This window comes from Clostridioides sp. LIBA-6822 (assembly GCF_056688955.1).
In genome coordinates, this window is record NZ_CP196995.1 from 2,870,139 (window position 1) to 2,890,214 (window position 20,076).

Genomic DNA, 20,076 nt, shown 5'->3' on the forward strand with positions numbered 1-20,076 from the left:
AACATGCTCCTAATTGTATCTAACAATCTAATTTTTTTGTTTAAAATATTCATCCAAAATCTCAGCTAGATACTTTGTAGTAGCTTTAGATTCTTCTATACTTGTTGCATTATTTCCTATTTCTACTAGCATATGATTCTTAACTGCAAATTGATTAAATCTAGCATAGTCTTTTTCTACTATTGGAGACACCAAACCAGGATATTTCTTTTCAGCAAAAGCAGTTATATCATCTGCTAAAGCTCTGAGTTGTGCTCTATTTGTATTTTTACCTCCTACAACAAAGAAAAACTTTGCTACTCTCTCTCCATTTATCATAGTTGTATATTTTAAATGGTCTTTTTCTTTAGTGGCTGGATTAGTTAAATCCCTAGCATCTCTATGTAAGTCTATTGCTATGTCCACTGAATTATATTTAGGGAGTATACTTTTTATTGTTTTTAAGCTACTTGCATAAGAATTATTATAAGATGGATAGTCATGGTACTTAGTTGTATGAACTACACCCCATCCTTTACTATCTAAGGCACTAGTCAATGCACTTCCTACTTCCATTACCGAATTTTTCTTATCTCTTGAATGATAATTTCCAGCAGGTGAATTTGAATAAGTTTCACATCCATGAGTATGATATATTAAAATTCTTGGATTTTCTTTAGTTACTCTTAAATCATCCTTGTATTCTGAGCTAGATGTAGTATTAGTTTCAGTCGTGTCAGAATTCTTTGACTCAATGTCTGGAACATTTTCTTTACCAACATAAAGTTTTATATATTCTTTTTCACTTTCTTTTTTGCTATCAACTTTACTTGCATCTTCAGATTTTTCTTTTTCATTTTTGCTTTCTTTATTTTCTTCTTTATTTTTATTATTCTTTTTATCTTCTGTATTATTTCCTTCGACTTTAGCTTCTGGATAAGATGAGTTTACTAAAAACTTTAAAAAATCATCTTGATTCAAAGCCAATGATTTTCCTGGTAAAATGCATGCTAATATAAAAGTCAAGGTTACTACTTTAATGCATTTTTTAAACATAATTGTTCCTCCTTATTTTATACCAATCTACCTGGATGCAAAGACCTATTTAAACCTTCGCTTATTATTATAGATAGATTTTCGATTGTATCATCTATATCCTTTGGTGTTACTATTAAATTTTTGTCATATGGGTCTAATGAATCTTTTATTAGATGATATTTTTCTTCTTCTTTAAGCTTTTTCAACATTTCATAAAAGCTTTCTGTTTCTTCTGATTGAGCTATTAAATTGTCTATTGCCATATCTAAAACATCTATCGTAAGAGTGGCTGCATCAACCACAGTTGGTACACCTATTGCAATAACTTCTACTCCTAATGTTTCCTTAGTTAGAGATTTTCTCGTATTACCAACACCTCCACCAGGTGATATTCCTGCTGTTGATATCTGTATAGTAGAGTTTACTCTTTCCATTTTTCTTGAAGCCAGTGCATCTATTGCTACTACTCTATCTGGCTTAACTTTCTCAACCAATGACTTTACTATTTCACTAGTCTCTATTCCAGTAACACCCATAACTCCTGGGCTTAAAGCTGATACCTCAGTGAAATCATCATCATAGTCTTTATTATAATTTTTAAAAAGATGTCTAGTCACAAGTGTTTTTGATACACTCTTTGGTCCTAATGCATCAGAAGTAATATTTCTATTTCCAAGACCAATTACCAGTGTTTTTTTGTTTTTGTCTTGTCCAAATATATCTACCAATTCCTCTTTCAAATAACTTATCATTTCTTCTCTTGATTCATCATCATCAAACTTCATAAGATTACTTTCCAGAGTTATATACTTTCCTATATCCTTATTCATTATTTCTGCGCCTTGTCCGTCTACTACTTCAACTTTTGTTACAATACAATTTTCTAATTCTTTAGTTTCTATTTTTACACCAGGAATACTACTTCCTTCTTGAGACTTTTCACACATTTCACTAGCTTCTAAAGCTAAATCTGTTCTTACGCTAATCATATAAACCTCCAGTATAAATTAAATGCTAATTATAATTGTTAACAAAATTTAGTATTTTATAACAAAAAACTATAAATTTATTTAAAACAAGTAAATTCAACGCTTTCAGAACCCCAAAAATGAGTTTGGTCAGTAAATGGTCAGTAAATATATTCATCCACATTTTATCCACAACATTATCCACAGTTTTATCCACAGATATGAAAAAGGTAGCAACTATTTACATAGGCACTACCTTTTTCATATCTATCAATCTTCTTCTTTCCAAGTTTTTATCCAATCTCCTATTTCTGTTATTTTTTCTTCTGTTATTTTTTCTCCATCATGTAATTTTGAAATCAATTCTGATAGAGGATTGTTATGTAAACCTCCAAAAATTCTTTTGCCTTCTAATTTCAAATATTCTTTTTCTTTTACTAATACTGTATAGTGTACATGTTTTCCAATTCGCTGAGAGATTAAAAAACCCTTTTTAGTTAATCTAGTTAAAAGTGTAATTGTAGTTGTATGTTTCCAGCCATACATTTTTTCTATCTCATCTGCAACATCTTTTGATATTACAGTTTTATAACCAGTATTCCATATGTATTTCATAATTTTTAATTCTGCATCTGGTAATTTCTTATTTATCATAATATATCCCTTCTTTCTATAAAACTCAAACTTGTCTTTTTATCATATCTTTTATATTTGTTATGAATTTTTTAAATTTTTCTTCTATCATTTGATTCCTTCTATGTATAGTTGTAAATATTCGAGTAAAAAAATCATCATCTATATTTATATTTCTTTCTTCTCTTATAGCGTTTAAATATTCTTTTTTAGTTACTAGCACCTCATAGTTAGATTTAAAACTCACTATTTTCTTTTTTAACACTTTCATCTTTACTAATCTTTTTAGGAGAATTTCTGTAGTACTTTTTCTCCATTTGTATCTTTCTTGCATTGCCGAGATTATTTCTTTTTTATATAGAATAGACTTTTTCCTCCACATATATTCCATTAACAACAGTTCCCCTCTACGCAATTTGGCTATTACCTCTTGCTGCTCCATCTTATGTCACTTCCTCAACTTGTCTAACTTAAACTAATAATAGGAGCTTTTTAACACAAAAACTACAGGTAAAATTTACCATATATTCTACTATTTTAGTTTGTTTTTATATATAAAAAATATTATTCATATCTACAAATTTATTCAATTTTCAAACACATATATTGAATAATAACTAGTTGTATTGTATTGTTTTAATTGTAGAATAATACTAAATTGGTAAAACTAGAGGAATTTAGTGGCATAAATATTTATTAAATAAGACTTGTAAAATGAGTTATAAGTTATATTGGTAAGTTATTAAAAACATATACTCTTTTGATTTTATGAAAGTTTTTTTAGGTGGGCAATAATATATATACTTTGAGCTAAAATAAAATATATTTCTAGGATTCATAGTTTTATTTTTTGTTAAAATGCGATATAATAAAGATGTAAAATCGTATCAAAAATAAAAAAGAAACTACAATCTATTAGCCTAGAGCGAAGTTTCAAATTCAAAATAATTTAAGTAATGATTTATTCATTGAAATCGTCTTGATTGCCGTCAGGACGATTTCTTAGTTTATGTAAAGATTCTTTTAATTTACTTATAGAATCTAATAACCTTGTTATAGACTTTACTATTGTTGTAATAGATTTTATTATAATAGTAATATAATACGCTATAACAAGTATAAACATAAGTGTTTTCATATACTCACCCCCTTTCATACGAAGGTGATTTCTGAAAACTTTCGCCCTTAGATTGTAGTTTCTTACAAGATATATTCTTGCATTTTAATTATAACATAGTTTTATAATTATCAAATATCTATTCTTCATCTTTTTTAATCTCAACAATATCTTCTATATTACAATCTAATGCTAAACATATTTTTTCTATTGTAGACATAGAGACAACTTTATCTTCTCTTAATTTACTTATACTTGAGCTTCCTAACCCTGTCATTTCTTTAAATTCCATTTTTTTTATTTTTTTATCAATTAGTAATTTCCATAATCGGTTATATGAAATCATTTTATCAACTCCTTATAATTTATTTTATCATAATTAACCTCAAAAGGACAATATTTCTCTTTTATAGTTAATTTATCTTGACTTTCTTATTAAATAATACTATCATTAAATTAACCTTAGAAGGTTATTATTAACTATTTAAGGATAATATATAAAGGAGGTAATGAAATGTTTGGACTTGAAATCAAAGTTGTTTTAAATGAAGAAAAAAATGGTGTTGAATTATATTTTAATGTTAAACCATGTGAAGAAACTAGAAACAATCTGAAATCTAACGGATTTAAATGGTCTAGATTTAATGAGTGTTGGTTTGCTAAACGAAGTGATAAAACAATATCTTTCGCAAATTCTTTAGCTAATACAACAACAGAAGAAATAAAAGAAAAAAGTGAGGAATACAAAGAACAGAAACAAGAGGACTTAAGAAAAAAATTGATGGAGATTAATATAGAAGATATAGAAAACTATATAGTGCCTTCTGAAATAAGTAAAAGAGAAAATGAAAACTCTTTTTTTAGAAGAACAGAAAGAAATCATACAAAGGTTTTGCAAGATGAATTTATAGAAGCTAATGAAATAGTTATGGACATACTAAAAAACACTAGTAGCTTAGAAATAGAATACTACTTAAAACTAGCTTTACAAAGATTTAAAAAGAATTATACAGAAGCTTACATAAAATATCTGAATCATAAAGGCGATAATCCATCTTGGTTAGTTACTGGCAGAAGTGGTAGAAATTCTACTAGAGATAGAAAAAACAATGATAGACAAGATAAACTATTACAAAATTTATTTGATATAAAAAATGGGTTTAAAGAAATATGTAATAAAAATAGAAGTAATATAAGAAAAGAAAAAAGGATAAGAGAAAGAAAAGAATTTGAAGAAGGTACAAAAAATATTATTATTCCAAAATTTGAAAGAGTTAAAAAGTATATAAATCCTAGTGCAGTTGATAGAATATTTGATAAAAATACGACATGTCTTATAACAATGCACAAATACAATGATTATTTTATAGCTAAGAACTGGGGAGCTTGGAGAGTTTATGACCAAAACGGAATTGAACTGTATAGCACTAAAACTAGTGAAACATTGTTAGAAGCTAAAAAGTGGTTAATATATCAGATAAATAAATTAAAGCAAGGAGCGATATAAATGTGTTTTAAAACTTATATACTGAAAAGAGTAGTAAATAACAAGCAACTAGAATTAACTCGAAGTTTTGACTTAGATAATCTCATTTGTACTGCAACAGAAATATTGAAAGATAATAAGATTGATTTGATAATTATTGATGAAAAAAACGAGGTTGTTTGGAAAAGTAAAAAGAGCATCCCTTACGACAGAAAATGCTCTCTTTAATATTGGTTAACTTAGTAAAGATGGATTGGATGTTCATCTTTACTTTTTTATTATATCATATAATTTATTCTATGAAAAAGACCTATTTAAATCGTTTCTAAGGTATATTGAGTAAGATTCTTAATAGTTTATACATTTAATGTATTTCAAAAAAATAAGCACTCTTTTTATAGGAGTGCTTTGTTTACCTTAAGTGCTTAACTTCATCAATAAATGAAGTCTCTAGTTTTAACCACAATCTTTTCCTTTATTCTTGTATATAACTTTTATTGCTTCATATATCAGTTCTTTTTCTCCATTATTTAAATTTTTAAACAAGTTTTTAAAATCTTCAAAATCCAGTACATTTTCATTTTCTATATTATTACTTACTAAAAAGTCAATTGAACATTGAAAATAATCAGCTAATTTTTTTAATGTTGAGAGTTTTACATTATCAGTTCCTTTTGTATAGAAGCCCGAAATAGTTGTATAAGGGATACCACTTTCCTTTGACAGTTGAGCCTTAGTTATATTTTTAGAGTATAGTAATTTATCCAAGTTTTCTATCATGCTCAAGCTTAAACACCACCTATTTTAATTAACATTATATATATCACAAATATCTGATTTAACACGTTCAGTCAGTCCTACTTTGCCAGTCTCAATATTTCCATAATTTGAGCGACTTATTTTTAATGATGCAGACATTTCTTCTTGTGTAAGTTTTAAAATCTTTCTTAATTTTATTAAATTTAATCTAGCAGTTGAATCCTCATTAGACATATTAATCTCACCTACTTTTTTAATGATTGTTGTAATTTTATTAATTCTTTAATTTGTTTAATTGCACATTCTTGAAATTCTATTGAAAGTTTCATCAATAAGTCAGTTGCTTCTGAAACATTCCTATTACACTTATTTTCTATGTACATTTCTCCAGTTCCATTTGTAAGCCATTCTTTATTAACATTAAAAATTTCACACATATAATTAATAAACAAAGGCTTGGGTTCAACTCTATCATATTCTATATTACTTATAACATCTTTACTGACACCAAGTTTTTCACCAAAAGCTGGTTGTGATAAATTAGCATCTTTTCTTATCTTTCTAATTCTTGTGCTTATAGTTTCATCAGACAATTATACCACCTCCCACTATTTAAATTAGACCCTTTACAATCTCATTTAAATTATTTATATATGTATCATTTAACTTAGAAATATTTATAATTAACTCTCTTAAATTTTCATTCTCAGATATGGTTATATTGGCAAAAGCCTCTCCTAGAATAATGTCATATTCTTGTACAATAAACTTCTCTCCCTCGCCAGTTTCTAGCCAACATTTGTTAACATTAAAAACCTCACACATATGAGTAATAAATACTGTTTTAACTTCTACTCTATTATTCTCTATATTGCTTATAACATCTCTACTAACACCTAGTTTTTCTCCGAATTTTTGTTGTGATAAATTTATATCTTCTCTTATTTCCTTTATTCTTTTATTAATATCTTCATTAATCATCTGTAACACTTCCTCAACTTTATTTTTTTAGCTCTTTTAAAAATTTCTTATGTAACTTCTCTTTAGCTTCCATATATGCCTTCTCAGCATCTTCTATATTATCATAGTATCCTAAATTGCGATGTACTTTCTTAAACTCTATCTGAGCATGGTATTTACCCTTTTCTTTATTCCAACAAACTCCTCTTATTTTTGTTTTAGAATTTATACTTGCTTCTGTCTTTTTTATAATAGATATATTTGTATTATCAACAATATTTTTTTCTTGGTGTACTCTTAAAGCTATCCTTGCATTTCTTATCTCAGCTTCTTTTTTTAAACATCCACATGATTTAGTTCTATTAGTAGTTAAATTGTTTTCTGCTGTTTCAATTTCATTTCCACAATCACACTTACAAATCCAAATATAATGTCCACTTTTTGTTTTGTTATTAGTTGATTTTATAGCAGTCAATCTGCCAAATTTTTTACCTGCTAAATTATTTTGTTTAAACTGTGTCTCACTTTGCATACATCCACACGCTTTTATTCTTTTCAAACTATCTGCTCTTATCCATTTCTCGTTGTTGCAATTCGAACATTTGCACAAACAATATTTTCTATTATTTCTTTGCTCTATATCTAGTATTGTAAAGTTCCCGTACTTATCTCCAATATTCATATTTTCACTTCCTGTAGGTATTATAAATATTTAATAAACATTTCTTTTATTTTACTTTCAAATTCTTCTGTTGTTATATATTCATCTTTATAATTTTCTTCTAATTCTTCAATGTCTCCATTTTCATCTAAGTATGTATCATGCTTATAATATAAGTCATAAACTTCATTAAATAAAGTTCCATCTATAGTATGTAAATGTCTCTCGCAAGTTGCTAAGTCTTCATAACTGCATCCTTCGCCTACGCAACATCCTTCAAATATATTTATATCGTAGTCTTTGAATTGACATTCTCCTGCAATTTTAAACCAATACTCACATAAGTTTATTATAGCATCATAACAATTTTCTTTACTTATCTTATAACAACTAATTCCTTCCTCGAAGTGTTCTGCATCTCCAGTTGCACTACTTCTGTGTTCTTTCCCTCTAAAATTTTTATCGTAATCAAGTCTGATGAATTTTTCCATTTTTTATATCCCCCTTTGTTTATCTCTTTCTTTAATTATATTATAAACGTTTCCGTTTATTTAGTCAAGGCGTTTATTAAACTTTTGCGTTTATTTTTTTCTTGCATTATTAAACTTTTGCGTTTATAATGTAATTAAAAGGAGTTGTTAAAATGAAAGATATTTTCGATGAACTTATTTCTATAAAAGATGCTTGTGAACTTTACAAAAAAGGCGAAAGTACATTAAGACTAAATATAAGAAATAAAAAATTCGTGGATGGTACGGACTGTAAAAAATTCGGAACTACATGGGTATTTAAAAAGTCAGCGCTTGAAAGAGAATACGGAAAAATAGACATAAAAAAAGAAGGTAACAACTAATTCTAGTTGCTACCTTCTCAATCATCAATGCTTAAATTTTGATACACTAAAATTCTTAACTTGAGACTTGAATAACTGTTCAATCTCATCAACTACATTCTGTATCTTATTTTCATATCTTGAATCATAATATATATTTATCTCACCTATGCTATTTATGCTTATAGAATAGTCTTTTCTTTCTATTATACATATGCTTCCACAATCTGATAAATCATTCTTGTATATTGATTTTAATTGTCTTTTTATCTTGAGAAAGTCTATTGTTGGATAAATATTATTTGGATAAAAACTTTTATCATATATTAACATCTTATCCACCCCTTATCATTCTATCTATCAATAAAATCTAATGCCTTATAAAGTGTATCAAATCTATCATTTCCCTTTATCATAGTATATCTCTCCTTAGTTATAGAACTTATCTTATTACATGCTCCTCCACCTACAACATATAAGTTCTCTGTCTGACCTGGTACATAATCTTTTATATCACATATTAATATTTTGCCATCATTATATCCCCAGCCAACTACAGTTGCAGGGATTTTGTCAACCTCTCCATCATAAACTATTGTATGTTTATACATCTTACTCACTCCCCCACTATTTTTTATCTTATCTTTAAAATCTACCCACAATGACGGACTATCAAGCATCTTACGAGGACAATATTTTTTCTTAGCATCATAATGCCTAATCACTTTATCTGCACTAATATTTAAATCTTTCATTAACTTTTTAGTTAGGTCTATTGTATTTTGTCTTGCTTTTGTATAATTTCCATCACGATTTACACATATTTCTATATTAATACTATTGTAGTTTGTAACTCTTTGAATTAGCGCAGTACCATAGCTTTTACCAACTGCCCACGCTCCATCAGAATGAGATAGTGTTTGATATATAACTTTATCATCTACATAATAATGTACACTTGCTTCTAAATTACCATTATTGAGTGCTTGTGCATGTCTCTTAGCATCTGCTCCCTTATCCTCGTTGTCAGTCTCATGAATTACTATAAACTTTGCATTATTCTTGTTTGGATAACACTTTTTCTTTGTTAACATCTTTATTATATCTACCATTACTTTTCACCATCCTTTAATTGTTTGTAAGTTTGATTTATACCTATTGATATACCCCAGCAAATTACACCTTGTAAGACTGCATCAGCATTTAATCCTAACATCCAAATAGAAAAACCTATCCCAAGTGCTAATAAAACTACTGGAATATATTTATTGTCTAATTGTTTATATTTTTTACAACCTTTACCTATAATAGAGAGAGCAGCTACTAAAATTAGTAACTGCTCTGGTATAAAACTTATTAAATTATCCATTTATTTTCCTCCTAATTAAAATATTCCTCTCTGTATGGCAAATATAAAGAACCCTACTAATGTTGTAATCATTGTTCCAATTAGCCACTTTAGCATACTTGTAAGCGAGTTCAAATTCTCACACAATGCTTTTAATTCTGCTTTAGACTCTATATTTGCTATCTTTAATTCGTCTATTTCTTCTCCATGCTTATTTATTCTTGTTTCATGTCTTTTTAAATCTGCGTTGAAAAGTTCTTCATTCATGCAAGCCTCCTAATTTTTGATATTAAAAAAGAACCTTCTTATAATGTCGGTTCTGCTCTTTCTATTGCTCCACTATTTTGTATTATATAATCTTCTACTGCTTTTCTATACTCTGTATTAGTAACATCATCCAGTTCAAAAGGTCTATTTTTCAACGGGTTCAGCCCTTTATTTAATATCCTTTCTGCTAGTATTCTTACTACAATGTTATTTATATTCATTATAATAACCCTCCACCTATTTCTTGATTCACTGCTGTCAATAACTCGTTTTCTTTTATTATTCTTAAAGAGTTTTTATTATCTTCTCCTATAAAAATTAATCTTGTTGATGCTGAATGGTCGCTTTGAAAAAAAGATGAAAATAGACCATAGTATCTACTATTTTCATTATAGTTAAATCCAATATAATGTCTTATCAATTGTTCATCCAAATTTGCCCAACATTTATAATATCTAACATCTTGTTGTTCTCCGCCTGCATTTTCTATCATATTTTTCACTAAAAATCCAGTATTTGTTCCCCCTAATACATCTGTTACTACGCCTACTTTCCTTCCTATGCTACTAAAAATTTTTATTCCATCTCTTTTAATTATTTTTATACCCATACATCCATTTTGGGGTTCTCCTACACATCTACTGTTTATTTGCTGATAATTTCCCCACAAATCTTCTATACCTAGAAACTTTATTTGTTCATCTCCATTTTGTTCTCCATAGAGCATCCCTTTGAAATTAGAGCCTCCTGTGTTTGTACCATTTGATTTATAGTGTCCTGCAATATAAGAGCCATAACCAATGCCTAATTTTATACAATCTATAGATTTAAAAATTAGAATAAATAAAATTTGTAACATTAACATACATTGTTGGTCTAATGTGTCATAACCTGAATATTTATTACTTATACTTTTAAAATATGAATACGATTGTAATGTTGGACTAACATTCTTTTTACTTCTTAATTTTCCATTTTCCAAATATGCTAAATATGCACCTATATAAATAAATTCTTTTTCTGTACTACCAATTAAATGTGCTGGACATTCATAATCATCATCTAATTTTGTTTTAGATACAAATATATCCATGTAGTTATCAGAACTCTGTATTTTCCAATAAAATTTAGGAAATTCAATCATAACATCTGTATCATCTTCTACACTAGTTCCATCTTCATACATACTAAAATTTTCTTTTTTAATATACTTTGTTACTATTCCATCTTTAAATCCACATGGTTTTATTTCTCTAATAAAATCTATAGTATCCCAACTACCATAACTGCCAACACTAGCAGGAGTCATTCCTATTGCATCTCCCACATAACTTACACAAGTATTTGGATTTTCATCTAATTTATTTATTCTTACACCAAATTCTTGTGCTTTTAATTTGTCTACTTTACTTACTAAAGTACTTAATTTATCTGTATCTAGCACCTTGACATTTTTATTTATTAAAGTTTGTTTCAATGTATTTGAAATTGTTCTTGTTTCATTTACACCATTTTCAAATGCAGTTATTAATTCACTTAAATTAGAATCATTTGGCAATTTATTAATCATATTATCACCTCACTTATAATATATCTACAAACCTATTAAATGCTTCTATTCCTTTTGTTCTTTGCCCACTTAACTCTATTGATAACTCTTTTAAAGCATCTTCTACATTATCGCTTGTAAAATTATTATCTGCATCTTCTATAGTTACTTTCTTTGCTTCTAAAACAAGATTTCTAACTTTATTAACTAACTCTTTGAAAGTCAATTAAATCACCTCTTTCCAATAAAAAAAGAACCTTCTACGCTGGTTCTACTGGTGTTTCTTCTTTATTTAATAAACCTGTTAATTCTAAATATTGTTCCTCTGTAATCCTGTTTACTGCATAGAATACATCCATCTTATGTTGTAAATCCTCTTTAGTACTATAGTTCTTTTGTTCTATCATTAATTTTAATAAGTTATACATATTAATTCCTCCTATAGGTTGTTATTTAATTTCATATTTACTACTTCAAATGTTGTGTTTACTATCTCACTATCTCTATTTTTATTTTCTTCTTTTAACATACTTAGTTCTTCTTCTAATGCTTGTAATCTCTTTTGTTCATCTGTTAAAATGACTGGTATATCTTTTATATTTGGTTCTTTTGTAACTGGATTTATAGACTCTATATATTGTTTACTATAGTCTATACTTCCATATTCAACATCTAAGTAATGTAGTTCTGTTATTGTATCATGCTCTGATACATCTCCTATTGCTTCTCCTGTTTGAAACAGTATGTCTCCTTTTTCATTATATATTATTCTATTTCCTCTATTCATTTTTATTACCTCCTTATAATTTTATATCAACATCAAACGCATACCACTTTACAGTTCTACTGTATTTTAAAGCAATAGGAAATTCAACAATACTATCAGTAGAACCACCACTAATAGTAAAGCTTTTATCAGTGATATTTTTTATATCAAATATAAAAACTTTACGGTCTTTACCATCAACTCTAGCTAAACCATACTGTGAACCATCATTAATTAGATAAGTAATGCTTATAGCTAAATCATTCTTATCATGTACACTAAAATATTTAACTATAACGAGTTTAGGAGTAAAATTCAAATTAGTTGGAATAATAATTGGTAAAGTAGTTGGAGTATCAAAAGTATAAGCACCACTAGCATATCTAACACGTTGACTTAACTGATTGGTCAACTCTGTTATCCTATTTTGCAACTCCTCAACACTAGCATCCGAACTGTCAAAAGAAGTTTTAATTTTCTCTGATAACTCAACTAATGTATTATTTAAACTTGCTTCTATATTCTTTAATGCTAAAGTATTTATAATACTTGTTTTTCCATTCTTAAATCCTGCATTAACTTCCACTAATTTTGTAGATATATCATTTAAATTCACATTTTCGGGTAATGGCATTATATTCTTACTTATACTTAATACTTTTTCTACTGTAGCATTTGCACTATCTGTAACGACTATTTTAAGTGTGTGTATTGCATTATCCGTAAGTTCATAGTTAATTGTTTTTTCAAGAGTTAAATCTGTTGTTATAGTTTCTTTTAGTGTATCATCTATAAAGCATTCTATTTTAGTTAGTAATGCAGGTTCTGTGTGGTCTGCTTTAAACGTTGCAGTAGTTGAGTTATAAGCTGATACAGTTAAAAAAGGTAATGTTTGGAGTAATGTTATTTTGGCTTTACCATTGACTCCACTATTACCTGCTGATGTTTTACCTGCCGTTGTACTAGCATTTTCTAGCCAATATTCAGAAGTTGGTGTATATCCAGTAGGTTTATAACTGTTTTTAGTTAGAACATATCCGCTACCTCCTCCGCCATTGCAGTGAGAATAGTAGCAACCTGAACCGCCAAACCATCCACCACCGCCTCCTGCATGATTAGAAGAACAACCACCTTTTCCAAAGAAGCCATCATTTTTGCCATCATTTTCTAAACCTCTACCTCCATCATATTGAGTTGCTCCAACAGCACTTCCATCAGAATTAATACTATTTTCTCCTTTTAATCCACCTCCATTGCCACCTCCAAAACCTGCATGACCACCACCACCTCCTCCTGCTACAATTATACGTGAAAATAAACCTTGTTCACTGTCCCACGCTCCTCCAACAAGTCTTATATCAGTAGCTCCTCCCCCAGTACTAACACCATAACCACCTCCATTAAATACATAGTCAGTAGAAGAAGTATCTAAACCTAGTTGACCAACATAAACATATAAAAGAGTCTCTTTTCTTAGTATAAGTTCACCAACAGAGTATCCTCCGCCTGAATGAGACGCAGCACTATGCGTTTCTCCGCCACTAGCACCCCAGCATTCAAGTTTATATCTACCTGGTTTTAAAGTAATAGGTTGTTCTGTACCTGTATAATCAAAATTCCATTCCGTAGTCATTTCATCACTCTCCTTTCTAATTTCTAACAATAAGTTATCAACTCATTCACACTCGTTGCAATACTGGATAGCCCACCATTTACTTTTTCTTCTAAATTAACGAATCTATCCTCAATCTTTTTAGATGAATAAGTAGTCATTTCAGACACTCTGTTATCATCTACTGTAGCATTTATAAAATGAGTCTCTGCATTCCCATTTATCACATAGACATTTAATTCAACTTTTACCTCACTTCTAATTTCAATAGAATTATCATCTATAATTTTAAAGTTTGTAACTACATTTTCTTTTGTAGTAGCATCTATAATATTTACAGTTATTCTCTGTGTTAACAAACTATGTGTTACAGTTGCTTTGAATCCATTTTCTGTATCATCCACCCAATCATCAATTGTGACTTTTTGAGTATATGCCACATTCGAGCCACCTGCGATTAATTGGTCAATCTTGATATTTTGTTTCTCATTTTCTGTGTCAATTCTAGTGTTTAACTCTGTCTTAGCAGTTTCTATGTTGCTTGTTAACTCTGTTTTAGTTGTATCTATTTTAGCATTAATAGTGTCTATTTTGACCTCTAAATCTTGCAAATCTTTTAATGTAGCAAAAATTATTGTAGGGTCAATTTTAAGCTCTATATTATTAACATTAGATACAACAAAAATAGTTTTTACCTTCATGTCAATAACTGCTCCATCTTCTAATCTAGGCTTGTATGCTGACCTATATTTTGATATAGCAAGTAAATTACCTTCTGTATCTAAATAACCTATCTCTCTAACTATAAAGCCTCCAGCATTTGCAGGTATAAGACTCTCTAAAATTAGACAATTTGCCAAGTCTTCATCAGTTTTAACATTTCCTACATTACCTTCCCAAACTACATTTTTGAGTACTGTTTGCTCTTCTGTTGGATTATATTCACTTCCTGCACCATCTCCAAGTTGAATCTTGACAAAATCAACTTTTCCTCCTACTAAACTTGCGTTTGCTATTTTAGCCTTACCTATGTTTGTTAATATCGTGTAATAGCTTTTATCTATAGCCAAACTACCACCTCCTAATAAATAGTTATTTCTTGGTATCCACAACCATTGCCACTGAGAATATTAATCTCTCCATAAGTCTCAATATCACTAGGTGACCAAGGGTATATTGTAATCTCATGCCCTGTAATAGTTGTCGCTCCAAAGTACAGACCATTATCTTTACTAACCAAAACTCTAGTATAATCTAAAGTTAGGTTACAAGGTTTGATACTACTTACAAATGAATGAACTTCCTCAAACCAGTCTTGATTCCTTGCATCACTTTCCAGGTGTATATTATAAGTAGAACTATTAATAGTTAACTCATAATTACCTTCTCCAACAATTGAATCTAACCAGTTCCTAAGAAATCTCTCTGAGTAGGGTAATTTGCTTATATATCTACTGAAAATCCTAAACTTTCTATCCTCTAAAGTTTCATTACTTTTTGGAACTATAGACATTATTTTTTCCCATCTTTTTATACCAGTTATGGTCAAATCTTCTAAGAACTGGTCATTTAAGACATCATCTAATTTATCATGTAGTATCTTTATTTCTTTGTTATCTGCATTAAATGCTTTTATATATTCTTCTTTGTCCTGTAAAATCTGTGGTAAGTAACTTATTAGATTTACCTCTTTATCCAAGTACCTCACCTCTTACTACTATTGAATCTTTATCAACACTAAAATTTGATGCAACATCATTTATCATAGTATTTGCAATGTCTAATACTCCATCTATACTAAGCAATCTAGTTTCAATTTGAGATATACGGACTATTAAGTTTTCTTCATCTTCCCAGCTCATGTTAAGTTCATTTAAGTAGTCGTCTATTGTTTCCTCTGCTATATTCTTTATATTCTCCCAAGTGTAGCCACTTTTATATGTTATCTCTGCTGATATGTTTATAGTTGTACTCACGACTCCTGTAACAGTAACTTTATGCCCTATAGGTGCTAGTCCGAGACCTTCTCCTTTTGGGTTTGGGTCAATTTCTTCTTGTACTAGATTAACTAAATCAGCAGATGGTACTTTAAAATTAGAGTTAATTATTACTAACTTAACAGTTCCTCCACCATTCCAGACAGGATAAACCTTAACTCCTCCGACATCTTGTATCTTATTAACTTCATCCTTATAGTTTTGTATATTACCACCAAAACTTTGTGAGTTTAAACTATCATAGTATCTTTGCCTCAAACTGTCCTCAGATTCTTCATCCTCTCCATTTATCAATATTTCTGTTAGTTCTGCTGTTTCTAATTTATCTATATATTCAATTGTAATCAACTGACCAAGTTCAAATACAGGTCCAGCAGTTTCACATTTCATTTTATATACTCCTTCACTAATTCTCTCTGTTGCAATATAATTGTATTCTCCTAGATTAAAACGTGAATCTAATGGAATGTCTATATTAAAGACTCCTTTTGCAATTGTATTAGTAGCTTCAAGTGGTGTAATTCCTCTTTCTTTACATCTTTTCTCTAAATAATAGTAACTGGCAGTATCAACAAATGTTTGGTCTAGTAATTCATCCATGGCAATGTAGGTCTCTGTAAGTTCTATAGCAACTGGTGCCAAGGCATTATATATTATAGAACCCTCTCGTTTGTCAAACGTGTCAGGTACACTATCTAACATTCTTTTAATTATATTTTCAAATGTCATAAGTTCAAACACTAAATACTCACCACCTTCTCTGCTTTGATATTTCCATATTTGGTATGGACAATAAATTTACACTGAACCTTTCCTTTTTGATTTTCAAACTCAAAATTATCTACATTTTCAATCCTATCATCCTGCATTAATGCTTCTGTTATCCTTCTTTCAAGTTCGGGTATTACATATGAGACAGGTTCTCCAATAAGGTCGTTCAACTCGACTCCATAATTCCAACTATATATTAGATGTTGGTATCTCTCTGTATTTAAAATTAAAAAGATGGTCTGTTTTAATGCTTCCACATCATCACAAATACCATCTACTTTATTTCTCTCTATATGAAGTTTAAAAGTCTTACTTGGTTCTTGCCTTACATTAAAATTTATAATTGATACATCTTCAATATCATAGTCAATAGTGTCTGTTGGTATCACTTCATCACATCCTATCTAAAATTAAATACTGTTGTCCTCCTTGCATACGAATTAGAACTAATTTATCTCCTATCTTTTTATCTGTATATCTTTTAAATGTATCTGTTTGTATTAAAAAAAATTCACCAATAGATAATTTTTGTTCTATTTTAATTTTTAAAGGACTTACACTTTCTATTGTTCCAAATACAATTTGCATTGGATTACTTGTTTCTACTGCATCCATTGCTGCCTTTTTAATTATTTGCAATAATTCTTGACTCATATTATCACCTCACTTAAAAGAATCTTCTAGCTCTTGCAAAATCATGATTCTTATTTTGTCTACCACTTAAACTACTTATTTTGACTACATCACCAGTCTTTGGCGAATGTATGAACTGGTCATTTCCTATACATAGTCCAACGTGATGTACCTTTCCTTTTCCTTGATTGTATGCAAAGAATACTAAATCCCCAGCTTTTACATCATTTATGTTGCATAATAGTTTTCCTCTACTATCTTTTGATTGGTCTGCTGAAACTCTAGGTAGATTTATTCCTGCACCTCTCTTAAATGCCCAAATCATAAGTCCACTACAATCAAAACTTTTAGGACCATTACCACCCCAAGCATATGGCTTGCCAAGTTGATTTTTTGCTTCTTGAATAACTTTACTTACTTTACTATTATTGTTTGTTGATGTATTATCAGTGCTATTATTTTGAACTTGATAAGTTGTATCTTTTAAATTCTTTTCTGCTTCTTCATCACTTCCAATTCCTGTACCACTTGAATTATCGTAATTACTCCCTGTTATTTGTTTATAAAATGCACTCACACATTTTACCCATTCTTTGTCTGAACTTGAAGAATACTTATTTCTGATACTTTCTAATGTTTTTCTACCTTGATAGATATAGTTTCTTGATAAATTACTTATACCTCTTTTTATTCCTTCATCTACATTAGAAAAACTTAAGTAATTACCATCTCTTCTCATTCCAAAGAAATTATTTTTAGTGTTTGCAATGTTTGAAGTACCCCTAGCTGATTCATGCATTGATATTGCAGCCATTAAAGCTGGATTAACTTTATAAGCATTTGAGTACTTAACAAAGGCATTCCCTGTATTTGATAATTTCCCTTTAAGTAGTTTATTAATTTTATTAGCCATTTCAGTATCTTCTTTGCTTGTAGTGCTTTGTGCAGTGCCATTTTGTTTCTCATTTTTATTATTACTATTTCCGCTTGAGTAGGAACTTGAAGAATAAGAAGCAAATTCGTCTCCATCAACCAAAGTTAGGTCCATAAAATGACTGTTATTTTCAAATGTATGCTTAACTTTCTCAACTAGCATATAATTTTGTAACTCAATATCTCCTAATGACAAAAAAACAGGTACTAAACAACCTGCTCTCACTCTAATATCTCCAATTGCGTTTTTTAAACTTAATGACTTAGTTTTCTTATTATATAGTTTTAAAAGTATATCACATTTTTGTTTTATTTCTGCTTCACTCATGTTCTTGTCTACTGTATCAAACATTTGAAGTATTCCCCAACTCCTCATATGTGTAGAATCTTGTGCAATATACACATCCCTTTTACCTGTCTCTTCGTTGTCTCTTACTAGTTTTATTTTTGTATAAGTATCACTATCAATGCTTGAGTTATAGTCAAAATCTTCTATTACATCATTATTCATAACAGTATCAAGTTTCATAGAAGCAACATTTTTTAAAGTTATTCTTCCAAAGTCATCATACAAAACATACATTTCCTTTTTCTCTCTTAGAGTATCATCTAGTGCAGTTAGTATCATATCAAAGAGTGTTTTATTTTCTTCAACTCTTGATATTTTATACTTAGTATCTTCTATAACATTATATTTTAAATTAAAATCTTTAGCTAACATCTTTATAAGTTCACTTGCAGTATTGTTCTCAAGAACATAAGTATCTTTATTTTTAAAAAATCTTAATTGGTCATATGCAACTATTTTGATATGATTTTCTTTGTCCCTTTTCTTCTGAAATATATATCCATAAAAGATTCCAACACCCTTGTAATATAGTCTTACAGAATTTCCCTCACAAAATTCTAATATCTTATCCATGACTATTGTAAATTCAAGTTTAGACGGTGTTCCTCGTCTTTCAATTTCCCATGTGATTCCATCTAAAACTACGGGCTCATAGAAATCTTCTAAGTGGGCAATAACTAACCTTACATCCCTATCATTTGCTAATACTAATTCATCAGCCAAGTTTTAACACCTGCCCTTTGTAAATAGTATATTTACTTAAGTTTTTATTCTTATTAGCTTTATCCATCATAGTTTTATTTAACTCATATACTTTCTTATATAGCGACCCATTTCCAAGTTGTTTTTGACAGATTGACCATAAACTATCACCTGCCTTGACTGTGTATGTTTTAGCATTTGGTGCATTGACTGAATCAACTCGTTTTGGCTCTATTTTTACATTAGGTCTACCTGTCTCGTTTTTAGGTGCAGCAGGAACTAACTTTTTAGTTGAATAATCTCTATATTGTTTTAACTTTATTGCAACTTTTGTATCTGAGCCATTTTCTGCATCTTCTGAAATAGCATACTCTTCAAGAGATACTTTCATATTGGTATTAAATAGTACTTTATTCCCAAGTTGTCGAGATACAATAAATTGGAATGGCTTACAATCTGTTTTTAGTAGTTCTAGTTTACTTAAAAAGAATTGGACATCTTTAAATTGACCACGATAAAATGGTAGTTTATTATGTGTAAATTCTGCTTCGAAACTTATTTCAGATAATCCCTCTTTTTTTAATATGTTTACTTCTCCAGTGTTTATTAAGTCAACTGTCTTATTCTTATTTGTTACTTTAATCTCTAATTTTGCAGGAGGTATTGGTAATTGCACTCCATCTAAATAAAAGTCATAAGCCATTTATATCCCTCCT

At 29.1% G+C, this 20,076-nt stretch carries 32 protein-coding genes; 3 read left to right on the plus strand and 29 right to left on the minus strand.

The genetic code is table 11. The annotated features are described in order from the left end of the window. Window positions 1–27: 27 nt before the first annotated feature. From spoIIP to ACTG48_RS13830, 6 genes are all read right to left on the minus strand, one after another. Complete coding sequence (gene spoIIP, locus ACTG48_RS13805) at window positions 28–1,035, minus strand: stage II sporulation protein P (protein WP_021385341.1); 1,008 nt, start codon at window positions 1,033–1,035, stop codon at window positions 28–30. Between the two features lie 17 nt (window positions 1,036–1,052). Continuing rightward, entirely contained in the window at window positions 1,053–2,006 is a 954-nt protein-coding gene (gpr, locus tag ACTG48_RS13810) for a GPR endopeptidase (protein ID WP_021385350.1), read from the minus strand. 249 nt (window positions 2,007–2,255) lie between these two features. Next, window positions 2,256–2,639 (minus strand): BlaI/MecI/CopY family transcriptional regulator, encoded by a 384-nt coding sequence (locus ACTG48_RS13815; RefSeq protein ID WP_479917123.1) that lies wholly within the window; start codon window positions 2,637–2,639, stop codon window positions 2,256–2,258. A 25-nt stretch (window positions 2,640–2,664) separates the two neighbouring features. Further along, entirely contained in the window at window positions 2,665–3,060 is a 396-nt protein-coding gene (locus ACTG48_RS13820) for a BlaI/MecI/CopY family transcriptional regulator (protein ID WP_479917124.1), read from the minus strand. A 519-nt stretch (window positions 3,061–3,579) separates the two neighbouring features. Beyond that, window positions 3,580–3,756, minus strand: a complete 177-nt coding sequence (locus ACTG48_RS13825) for a hypothetical protein (RefSeq protein ID WP_021385485.1) — start codon at window positions 3,754–3,756, stop codon at window positions 3,580–3,582. Between the two features lie 118 nt (window positions 3,757–3,874). Further along, window positions 3,875–4,081: a helix-turn-helix domain-containing protein gene (locus tag ACTG48_RS13830; protein WP_479917125.1), complete on the minus strand. Its 207-nt coding sequence runs from the start codon at window positions 4,079–4,081 to the stop codon at window positions 3,875–3,877. A gap of 168 nt (window positions 4,082–4,249) precedes the next feature. Between ACTG48_RS13830 and ACTG48_RS13835 the strand changes: the two genes are divergently transcribed. Together ACTG48_RS13835 and ACTG48_RS13840 are read left to right on the plus strand one after the other, a co-directional pair. Beyond that, window positions 4,250–5,242 (plus strand): hypothetical protein, encoded by a 993-nt coding sequence (locus tag ACTG48_RS13835; protein ID WP_479917126.1) that lies wholly within the window; start codon window positions 4,250–4,252, stop codon window positions 5,240–5,242. Further along, window positions 5,243–5,449: a hypothetical protein gene (locus tag ACTG48_RS13840; RefSeq protein ID WP_479917127.1), complete on the plus strand. Its 207-nt coding sequence runs from the start codon at window positions 5,243–5,245 to the stop codon at window positions 5,447–5,449. It abuts the gene before it with no gap. 228 nt (window positions 5,450–5,677) lie between these two features. On the opposite strand, the gene ACTG48_RS13845 is transcribed toward ACTG48_RS13840, so the two are convergent. The 6 genes from ACTG48_RS13845 to ACTG48_RS13870 are packed head-to-tail and all read right to left on the minus strand — an operon-like array spanning window position 5,678 to window position 8,092. Next, the gene (locus ACTG48_RS13845; protein WP_479918799.1) at window positions 5,678–6,001 is read right to left on the minus strand and encodes a helix-turn-helix domain-containing protein; all 324 of its coding nucleotides are present in this window, start codon (window positions 5,999–6,001) and stop codon (window positions 5,678–5,680) included. Between the two features lie 24 nt (window positions 6,002–6,025). Further along, window positions 6,026–6,214 carry a helix-turn-helix domain-containing protein gene (locus ACTG48_RS13850; protein ID WP_479917128.1) on the minus strand — a complete coding sequence of 63 codons (189 nt, stop codon included), beginning with the start codon at window positions 6,212–6,214 and terminating at the stop codon, window positions 6,026–6,028. An 11-nt stretch (window positions 6,215–6,225) separates the two neighbouring features. After that, on the minus strand, window positions 6,226–6,573 hold the full coding sequence (locus ACTG48_RS13855; RefSeq protein WP_479917129.1) for a helix-turn-helix domain-containing protein: 348 nt from the start codon (window positions 6,571–6,573) through the stop codon (window positions 6,226–6,228). Between the two features lie 19 nt (window positions 6,574–6,592). Continuing rightward, a complete protein-coding gene (locus ACTG48_RS13860) occupies window positions 6,593–6,961 on the minus strand; it encodes a helix-turn-helix domain-containing protein (protein ID WP_479917130.1) in 369 nt (122 codons plus the stop codon). Window positions 6,962–6,980: 19 nt separating this feature from the next. Continuing rightward, window positions 6,981–7,622, minus strand: coding sequence for a hypothetical protein (locus ACTG48_RS13865; protein ID WP_479917131.1), 642 nt, complete (start codon window positions 7,620–7,622; stop codon window positions 6,981–6,983). A 20-nt stretch (window positions 7,623–7,642) separates the two neighbouring features. Further along, a complete protein-coding gene (locus ACTG48_RS13870; protein ID WP_479917132.1) occupies window positions 7,643–8,092 on the minus strand; it encodes a hypothetical protein in 450 nt (149 codons plus the stop codon). A gap of 152 nt (window positions 8,093–8,244) precedes the next feature. Here ACTG48_RS13870 and ACTG48_RS13875 point away from each other — a divergent pair, with 152 nt between their 5' ends. After that, window positions 8,245–8,454, plus strand: coding sequence for a helix-turn-helix domain-containing protein (locus ACTG48_RS13875; protein ID WP_479917133.1), 210 nt, complete (start codon window positions 8,245–8,247; stop codon window positions 8,452–8,454). Between the two features lie 24 nt (window positions 8,455–8,478). Here ACTG48_RS13875 and ACTG48_RS13880 read toward each other — a convergent pair whose 3' ends face one another. The 17 genes from ACTG48_RS13880 to ACTG48_RS13960 are packed head-to-tail and all read right to left on the minus strand — an operon-like array spanning window position 8,479 to window position 20,063. Beyond that, window positions 8,479–8,766 (minus strand): hypothetical protein, encoded by a 288-nt coding sequence (locus ACTG48_RS13880; protein WP_479917134.1) that lies wholly within the window; start codon window positions 8,764–8,766, stop codon window positions 8,479–8,481. Window positions 8,767–8,786: 20 nt separating this feature from the next. Further along, entirely contained in the window at window positions 8,787–9,545 is a 759-nt protein-coding gene (locus ACTG48_RS13885; RefSeq protein WP_479917135.1) for a peptidoglycan recognition protein family protein, read from the minus strand. Then, window positions 9,545–9,802: a phage holin family protein gene (locus ACTG48_RS13890; RefSeq protein WP_479917136.1), complete on the minus strand. Its 258-nt coding sequence runs from the start codon at window positions 9,800–9,802 to the stop codon at window positions 9,545–9,547. Before ACTG48_RS13890 ends, ACTG48_RS13885 begins: the two co-directional genes overlap by 1 nt. A 15-nt stretch (window positions 9,803–9,817) precedes the next feature. After that, window positions 9,818–10,048 (minus strand): hemolysin XhlA family protein, encoded by a 231-nt coding sequence (locus ACTG48_RS13895; protein ID WP_021385516.1) that lies wholly within the window; start codon window positions 10,046–10,048, stop codon window positions 9,818–9,820. 38 nt (window positions 10,049–10,086) lie between these two features. After that, window positions 10,087–10,269, minus strand: coding sequence for a hypothetical protein (locus ACTG48_RS13900; RefSeq protein ID WP_479917137.1), 183 nt, complete (start codon window positions 10,267–10,269; stop codon window positions 10,087–10,089). Beyond that, on the minus strand, window positions 10,269–11,618 hold the full coding sequence (locus ACTG48_RS13905; RefSeq protein ID WP_479917138.1) for a hypothetical protein: 1,350 nt from the start codon (window positions 11,616–11,618) through the stop codon (window positions 10,269–10,271). The genes ACTG48_RS13900 and ACTG48_RS13905 overlap by 1 nt, the downstream gene beginning before the upstream one ends. A gap of 13 nt (window positions 11,619–11,631) precedes the next feature. Further along, on the minus strand, window positions 11,632–11,823 hold the full coding sequence (locus ACTG48_RS13910) for a hypothetical protein (protein ID WP_479917139.1): 192 nt from the start codon (window positions 11,821–11,823) through the stop codon (window positions 11,632–11,634). Window positions 11,824–11,857: 34 nt separating this feature from the next. After that, window positions 11,858–12,025, minus strand: coding sequence for a hypothetical protein (locus ACTG48_RS13915; protein WP_479917140.1), 168 nt, complete (start codon window positions 12,023–12,025; stop codon window positions 11,858–11,860). Window positions 12,026–12,036: 11 nt separating this feature from the next. Then, window positions 12,037–12,384 carry a hypothetical protein gene (locus tag ACTG48_RS13920; protein ID WP_479917141.1) on the minus strand — a complete coding sequence of 116 codons (348 nt, stop codon included), beginning with the start codon at window positions 12,382–12,384 and terminating at the stop codon, window positions 12,037–12,039. A 13-nt stretch (window positions 12,385–12,397) separates the two neighbouring features. Beyond that, window positions 12,398–13,996, minus strand: a complete 1,599-nt coding sequence (locus ACTG48_RS13925) for a glycine rich domain-containing protein (protein WP_479917142.1) — start codon at window positions 13,994–13,996, stop codon at window positions 12,398–12,400. 23 nt (window positions 13,997–14,019) lie between these two features. Continuing rightward, complete coding sequence (locus tag ACTG48_RS13930) at window positions 14,020–15,045, minus strand: phage tail protein (protein WP_479917143.1); 1,026 nt, start codon at window positions 15,043–15,045, stop codon at window positions 14,020–14,022. Window positions 15,046–15,056: 11 nt separating this feature from the next. Beyond that, window positions 15,057–15,674: a YmfQ family protein gene (locus ACTG48_RS13935; RefSeq protein ID WP_479917144.1), complete on the minus strand. Its 618-nt coding sequence runs from the start codon at window positions 15,672–15,674 to the stop codon at window positions 15,057–15,059. After that, complete coding sequence (locus ACTG48_RS13940; RefSeq protein ID WP_479917145.1) at window positions 15,667–16,713, minus strand: baseplate J/gp47 family protein; 1,047 nt, start codon at window positions 16,711–16,713, stop codon at window positions 15,667–15,669. The genes ACTG48_RS13935 and ACTG48_RS13940 overlap by 8 nt, the downstream gene beginning before the upstream one ends. Further along, the gene (locus ACTG48_RS13945) at window positions 16,713–17,132 is read right to left on the minus strand and encodes a DUF2634 domain-containing protein (protein WP_479917008.1); all 420 of its coding nucleotides are present in this window, start codon (window positions 17,130–17,132) and stop codon (window positions 16,713–16,715) included. Before ACTG48_RS13945 ends, ACTG48_RS13940 begins: the two co-directional genes overlap by 1 nt. A 4-nt stretch (window positions 17,133–17,136) precedes the next feature. Beyond that, window positions 17,137–17,397, minus strand: a complete 261-nt coding sequence (locus tag ACTG48_RS13950; RefSeq protein ID WP_227832502.1) for a DUF2577 domain-containing protein — start codon at window positions 17,395–17,397, stop codon at window positions 17,137–17,139. A gap of 13 nt (window positions 17,398–17,410) precedes the next feature. Then, on the minus strand, window positions 17,411–19,381 hold the full coding sequence (locus ACTG48_RS13955) for a C40 family peptidase (RefSeq protein WP_479917146.1): 1,971 nt from the start codon (window positions 19,379–19,381) through the stop codon (window positions 17,411–17,413). Next, window positions 19,374–20,063, minus strand: a complete 690-nt coding sequence (locus ACTG48_RS13960; RefSeq protein WP_479917147.1) for a LysM peptidoglycan-binding domain-containing protein — start codon at window positions 20,061–20,063, stop codon at window positions 19,374–19,376. The genes ACTG48_RS13955 and ACTG48_RS13960 overlap by 8 nt, the downstream gene beginning before the upstream one ends. Window positions 20,064–20,076 lie beyond the last annotated feature (13 nt).

Excerpts from the sequence above, each read along its gene's own strand:
- spoIIP (WP_021385341.1), bottom strand. The coding sequence starts at position 1,035 with ATGTTTAAAAAATGCATTAAAGTAGTAACCTTGACTTTTATATTAGCA.
- gpr (WP_021385350.1), bottom strand. The coding sequence starts at position 2,006 with ATGATTAGCGTAAGAACAGATTTAGCTTTAGAAGCTAGTGAAATGTGT.
- ACTG48_RS13815 (WP_479917123.1), bottom strand. The coding sequence starts at position 2,639 with ATGATAAATAAGAAATTACCAGATGCAGAATTAAAAATTATGAAATAC.
- ACTG48_RS13820 (WP_479917124.1), bottom strand. The coding sequence starts at position 3,060 with ATGGAGCAGCAAGAGGTAATAGCCAAATTGCGTAGAGGGGAACTGTTG.
- ACTG48_RS13825 (WP_021385485.1), bottom strand. The coding sequence starts at position 3,756 with ATGAAAACACTTATGTTTATACTTGTTATAGCGTATTATATTACTATT.
- ACTG48_RS13830 (WP_479917125.1), bottom strand. The coding sequence starts at position 4,081 with ATGATTTCATATAACCGATTATGGAAATTACTAATTGATAAAAAAATA.
- ACTG48_RS13835 (WP_479917126.1), top strand. The coding sequence starts at position 4,250 with ATGTTTGGACTTGAAATCAAAGTTGTTTTAAATGAAGAAAAAAATGGT.
- ACTG48_RS13840 (WP_479917127.1), top strand. The coding sequence starts at position 5,243 with ATGTGTTTTAAAACTTATATACTGAAAAGAGTAGTAAATAACAAGCAA.
- ACTG48_RS13845 (WP_479918799.1), bottom strand. The coding sequence starts at position 6,001 with ATGATAGAAAACTTGGATAAATTACTATACTCTAAAAATATAACTAAG.
- ACTG48_RS13850 (WP_479917128.1), bottom strand. The coding sequence starts at position 6,214 with ATGTCTAATGAGGATTCAACTGCTAGATTAAATTTAATAAAATTAAGA.
- ACTG48_RS13860 (WP_479917130.1), bottom strand. The coding sequence starts at position 6,961 with ATGATTAATGAAGATATTAATAAAAGAATAAAGGAAATAAGAGAAGAT.
- ACTG48_RS13865 (WP_479917131.1), bottom strand. The coding sequence starts at position 7,622 with ATGAATATTGGAGATAAGTACGGGAACTTTACAATACTAGATATAGAG.
- ACTG48_RS13870 (WP_479917132.1), bottom strand. The coding sequence starts at position 8,092 with ATGGAAAAATTCATCAGACTTGATTACGATAAAAATTTTAGAGGGAAA.
- ACTG48_RS13875 (WP_479917133.1), top strand. The coding sequence starts at position 8,245 with ATGAAAGATATTTTCGATGAACTTATTTCTATAAAAGATGCTTGTGAA.
- ACTG48_RS13880 (WP_479917134.1), bottom strand. The coding sequence starts at position 8,766 with ATGTTAATATATGATAAAAGTTTTTATCCAAATAATATTTATCCAACA.
- ACTG48_RS13885 (WP_479917135.1), bottom strand. The coding sequence starts at position 9,545 with ATGGTAGATATAATAAAGATGTTAACAAAGAAAAAGTGTTATCCAAAC.
- ACTG48_RS13890 (WP_479917136.1), bottom strand. The coding sequence starts at position 9,802 with ATGGATAATTTAATAAGTTTTATACCAGAGCAGTTACTAATTTTAGTA.
- ACTG48_RS13895 (WP_021385516.1), bottom strand. The coding sequence starts at position 10,048 with ATGAATGAAGAACTTTTCAACGCAGATTTAAAAAGACATGAAACAAGA.
- ACTG48_RS13900 (WP_479917137.1), bottom strand. The coding sequence starts at position 10,269 with ATGAATATAAATAACATTGTAGTAAGAATACTAGCAGAAAGGATATTA.
- ACTG48_RS13905 (WP_479917138.1), bottom strand. The coding sequence starts at position 11,618 with ATGATTAATAAATTGCCAAATGATTCTAATTTAAGTGAATTAATAACT.
- ACTG48_RS13915 (WP_479917140.1), bottom strand. The coding sequence starts at position 12,025 with ATGTATAACTTATTAAAATTAATGATAGAACAAAAGAACTATAGTACT.
- ACTG48_RS13920 (WP_479917141.1), bottom strand. The coding sequence starts at position 12,384 with ATGAATAGAGGAAATAGAATAATATATAATGAAAAAGGAGACATACTG.
- ACTG48_RS13925 (WP_479917142.1), bottom strand. The coding sequence starts at position 13,996 with ATGACTACGGAATGGAATTTTGATTATACAGGTACAGAACAACCTATT.
- ACTG48_RS13950 (WP_227832502.1), bottom strand. The coding sequence starts at position 17,397 with ATGAGTCAAGAATTATTGCAAATAATTAAAAAGGCAGCAATGGATGCA.
- ACTG48_RS13960 (WP_479917147.1), bottom strand. The coding sequence starts at position 20,063 with ATGGCTTATGACTTTTATTTAGATGGAGTGCAATTACCAATACCTCCT.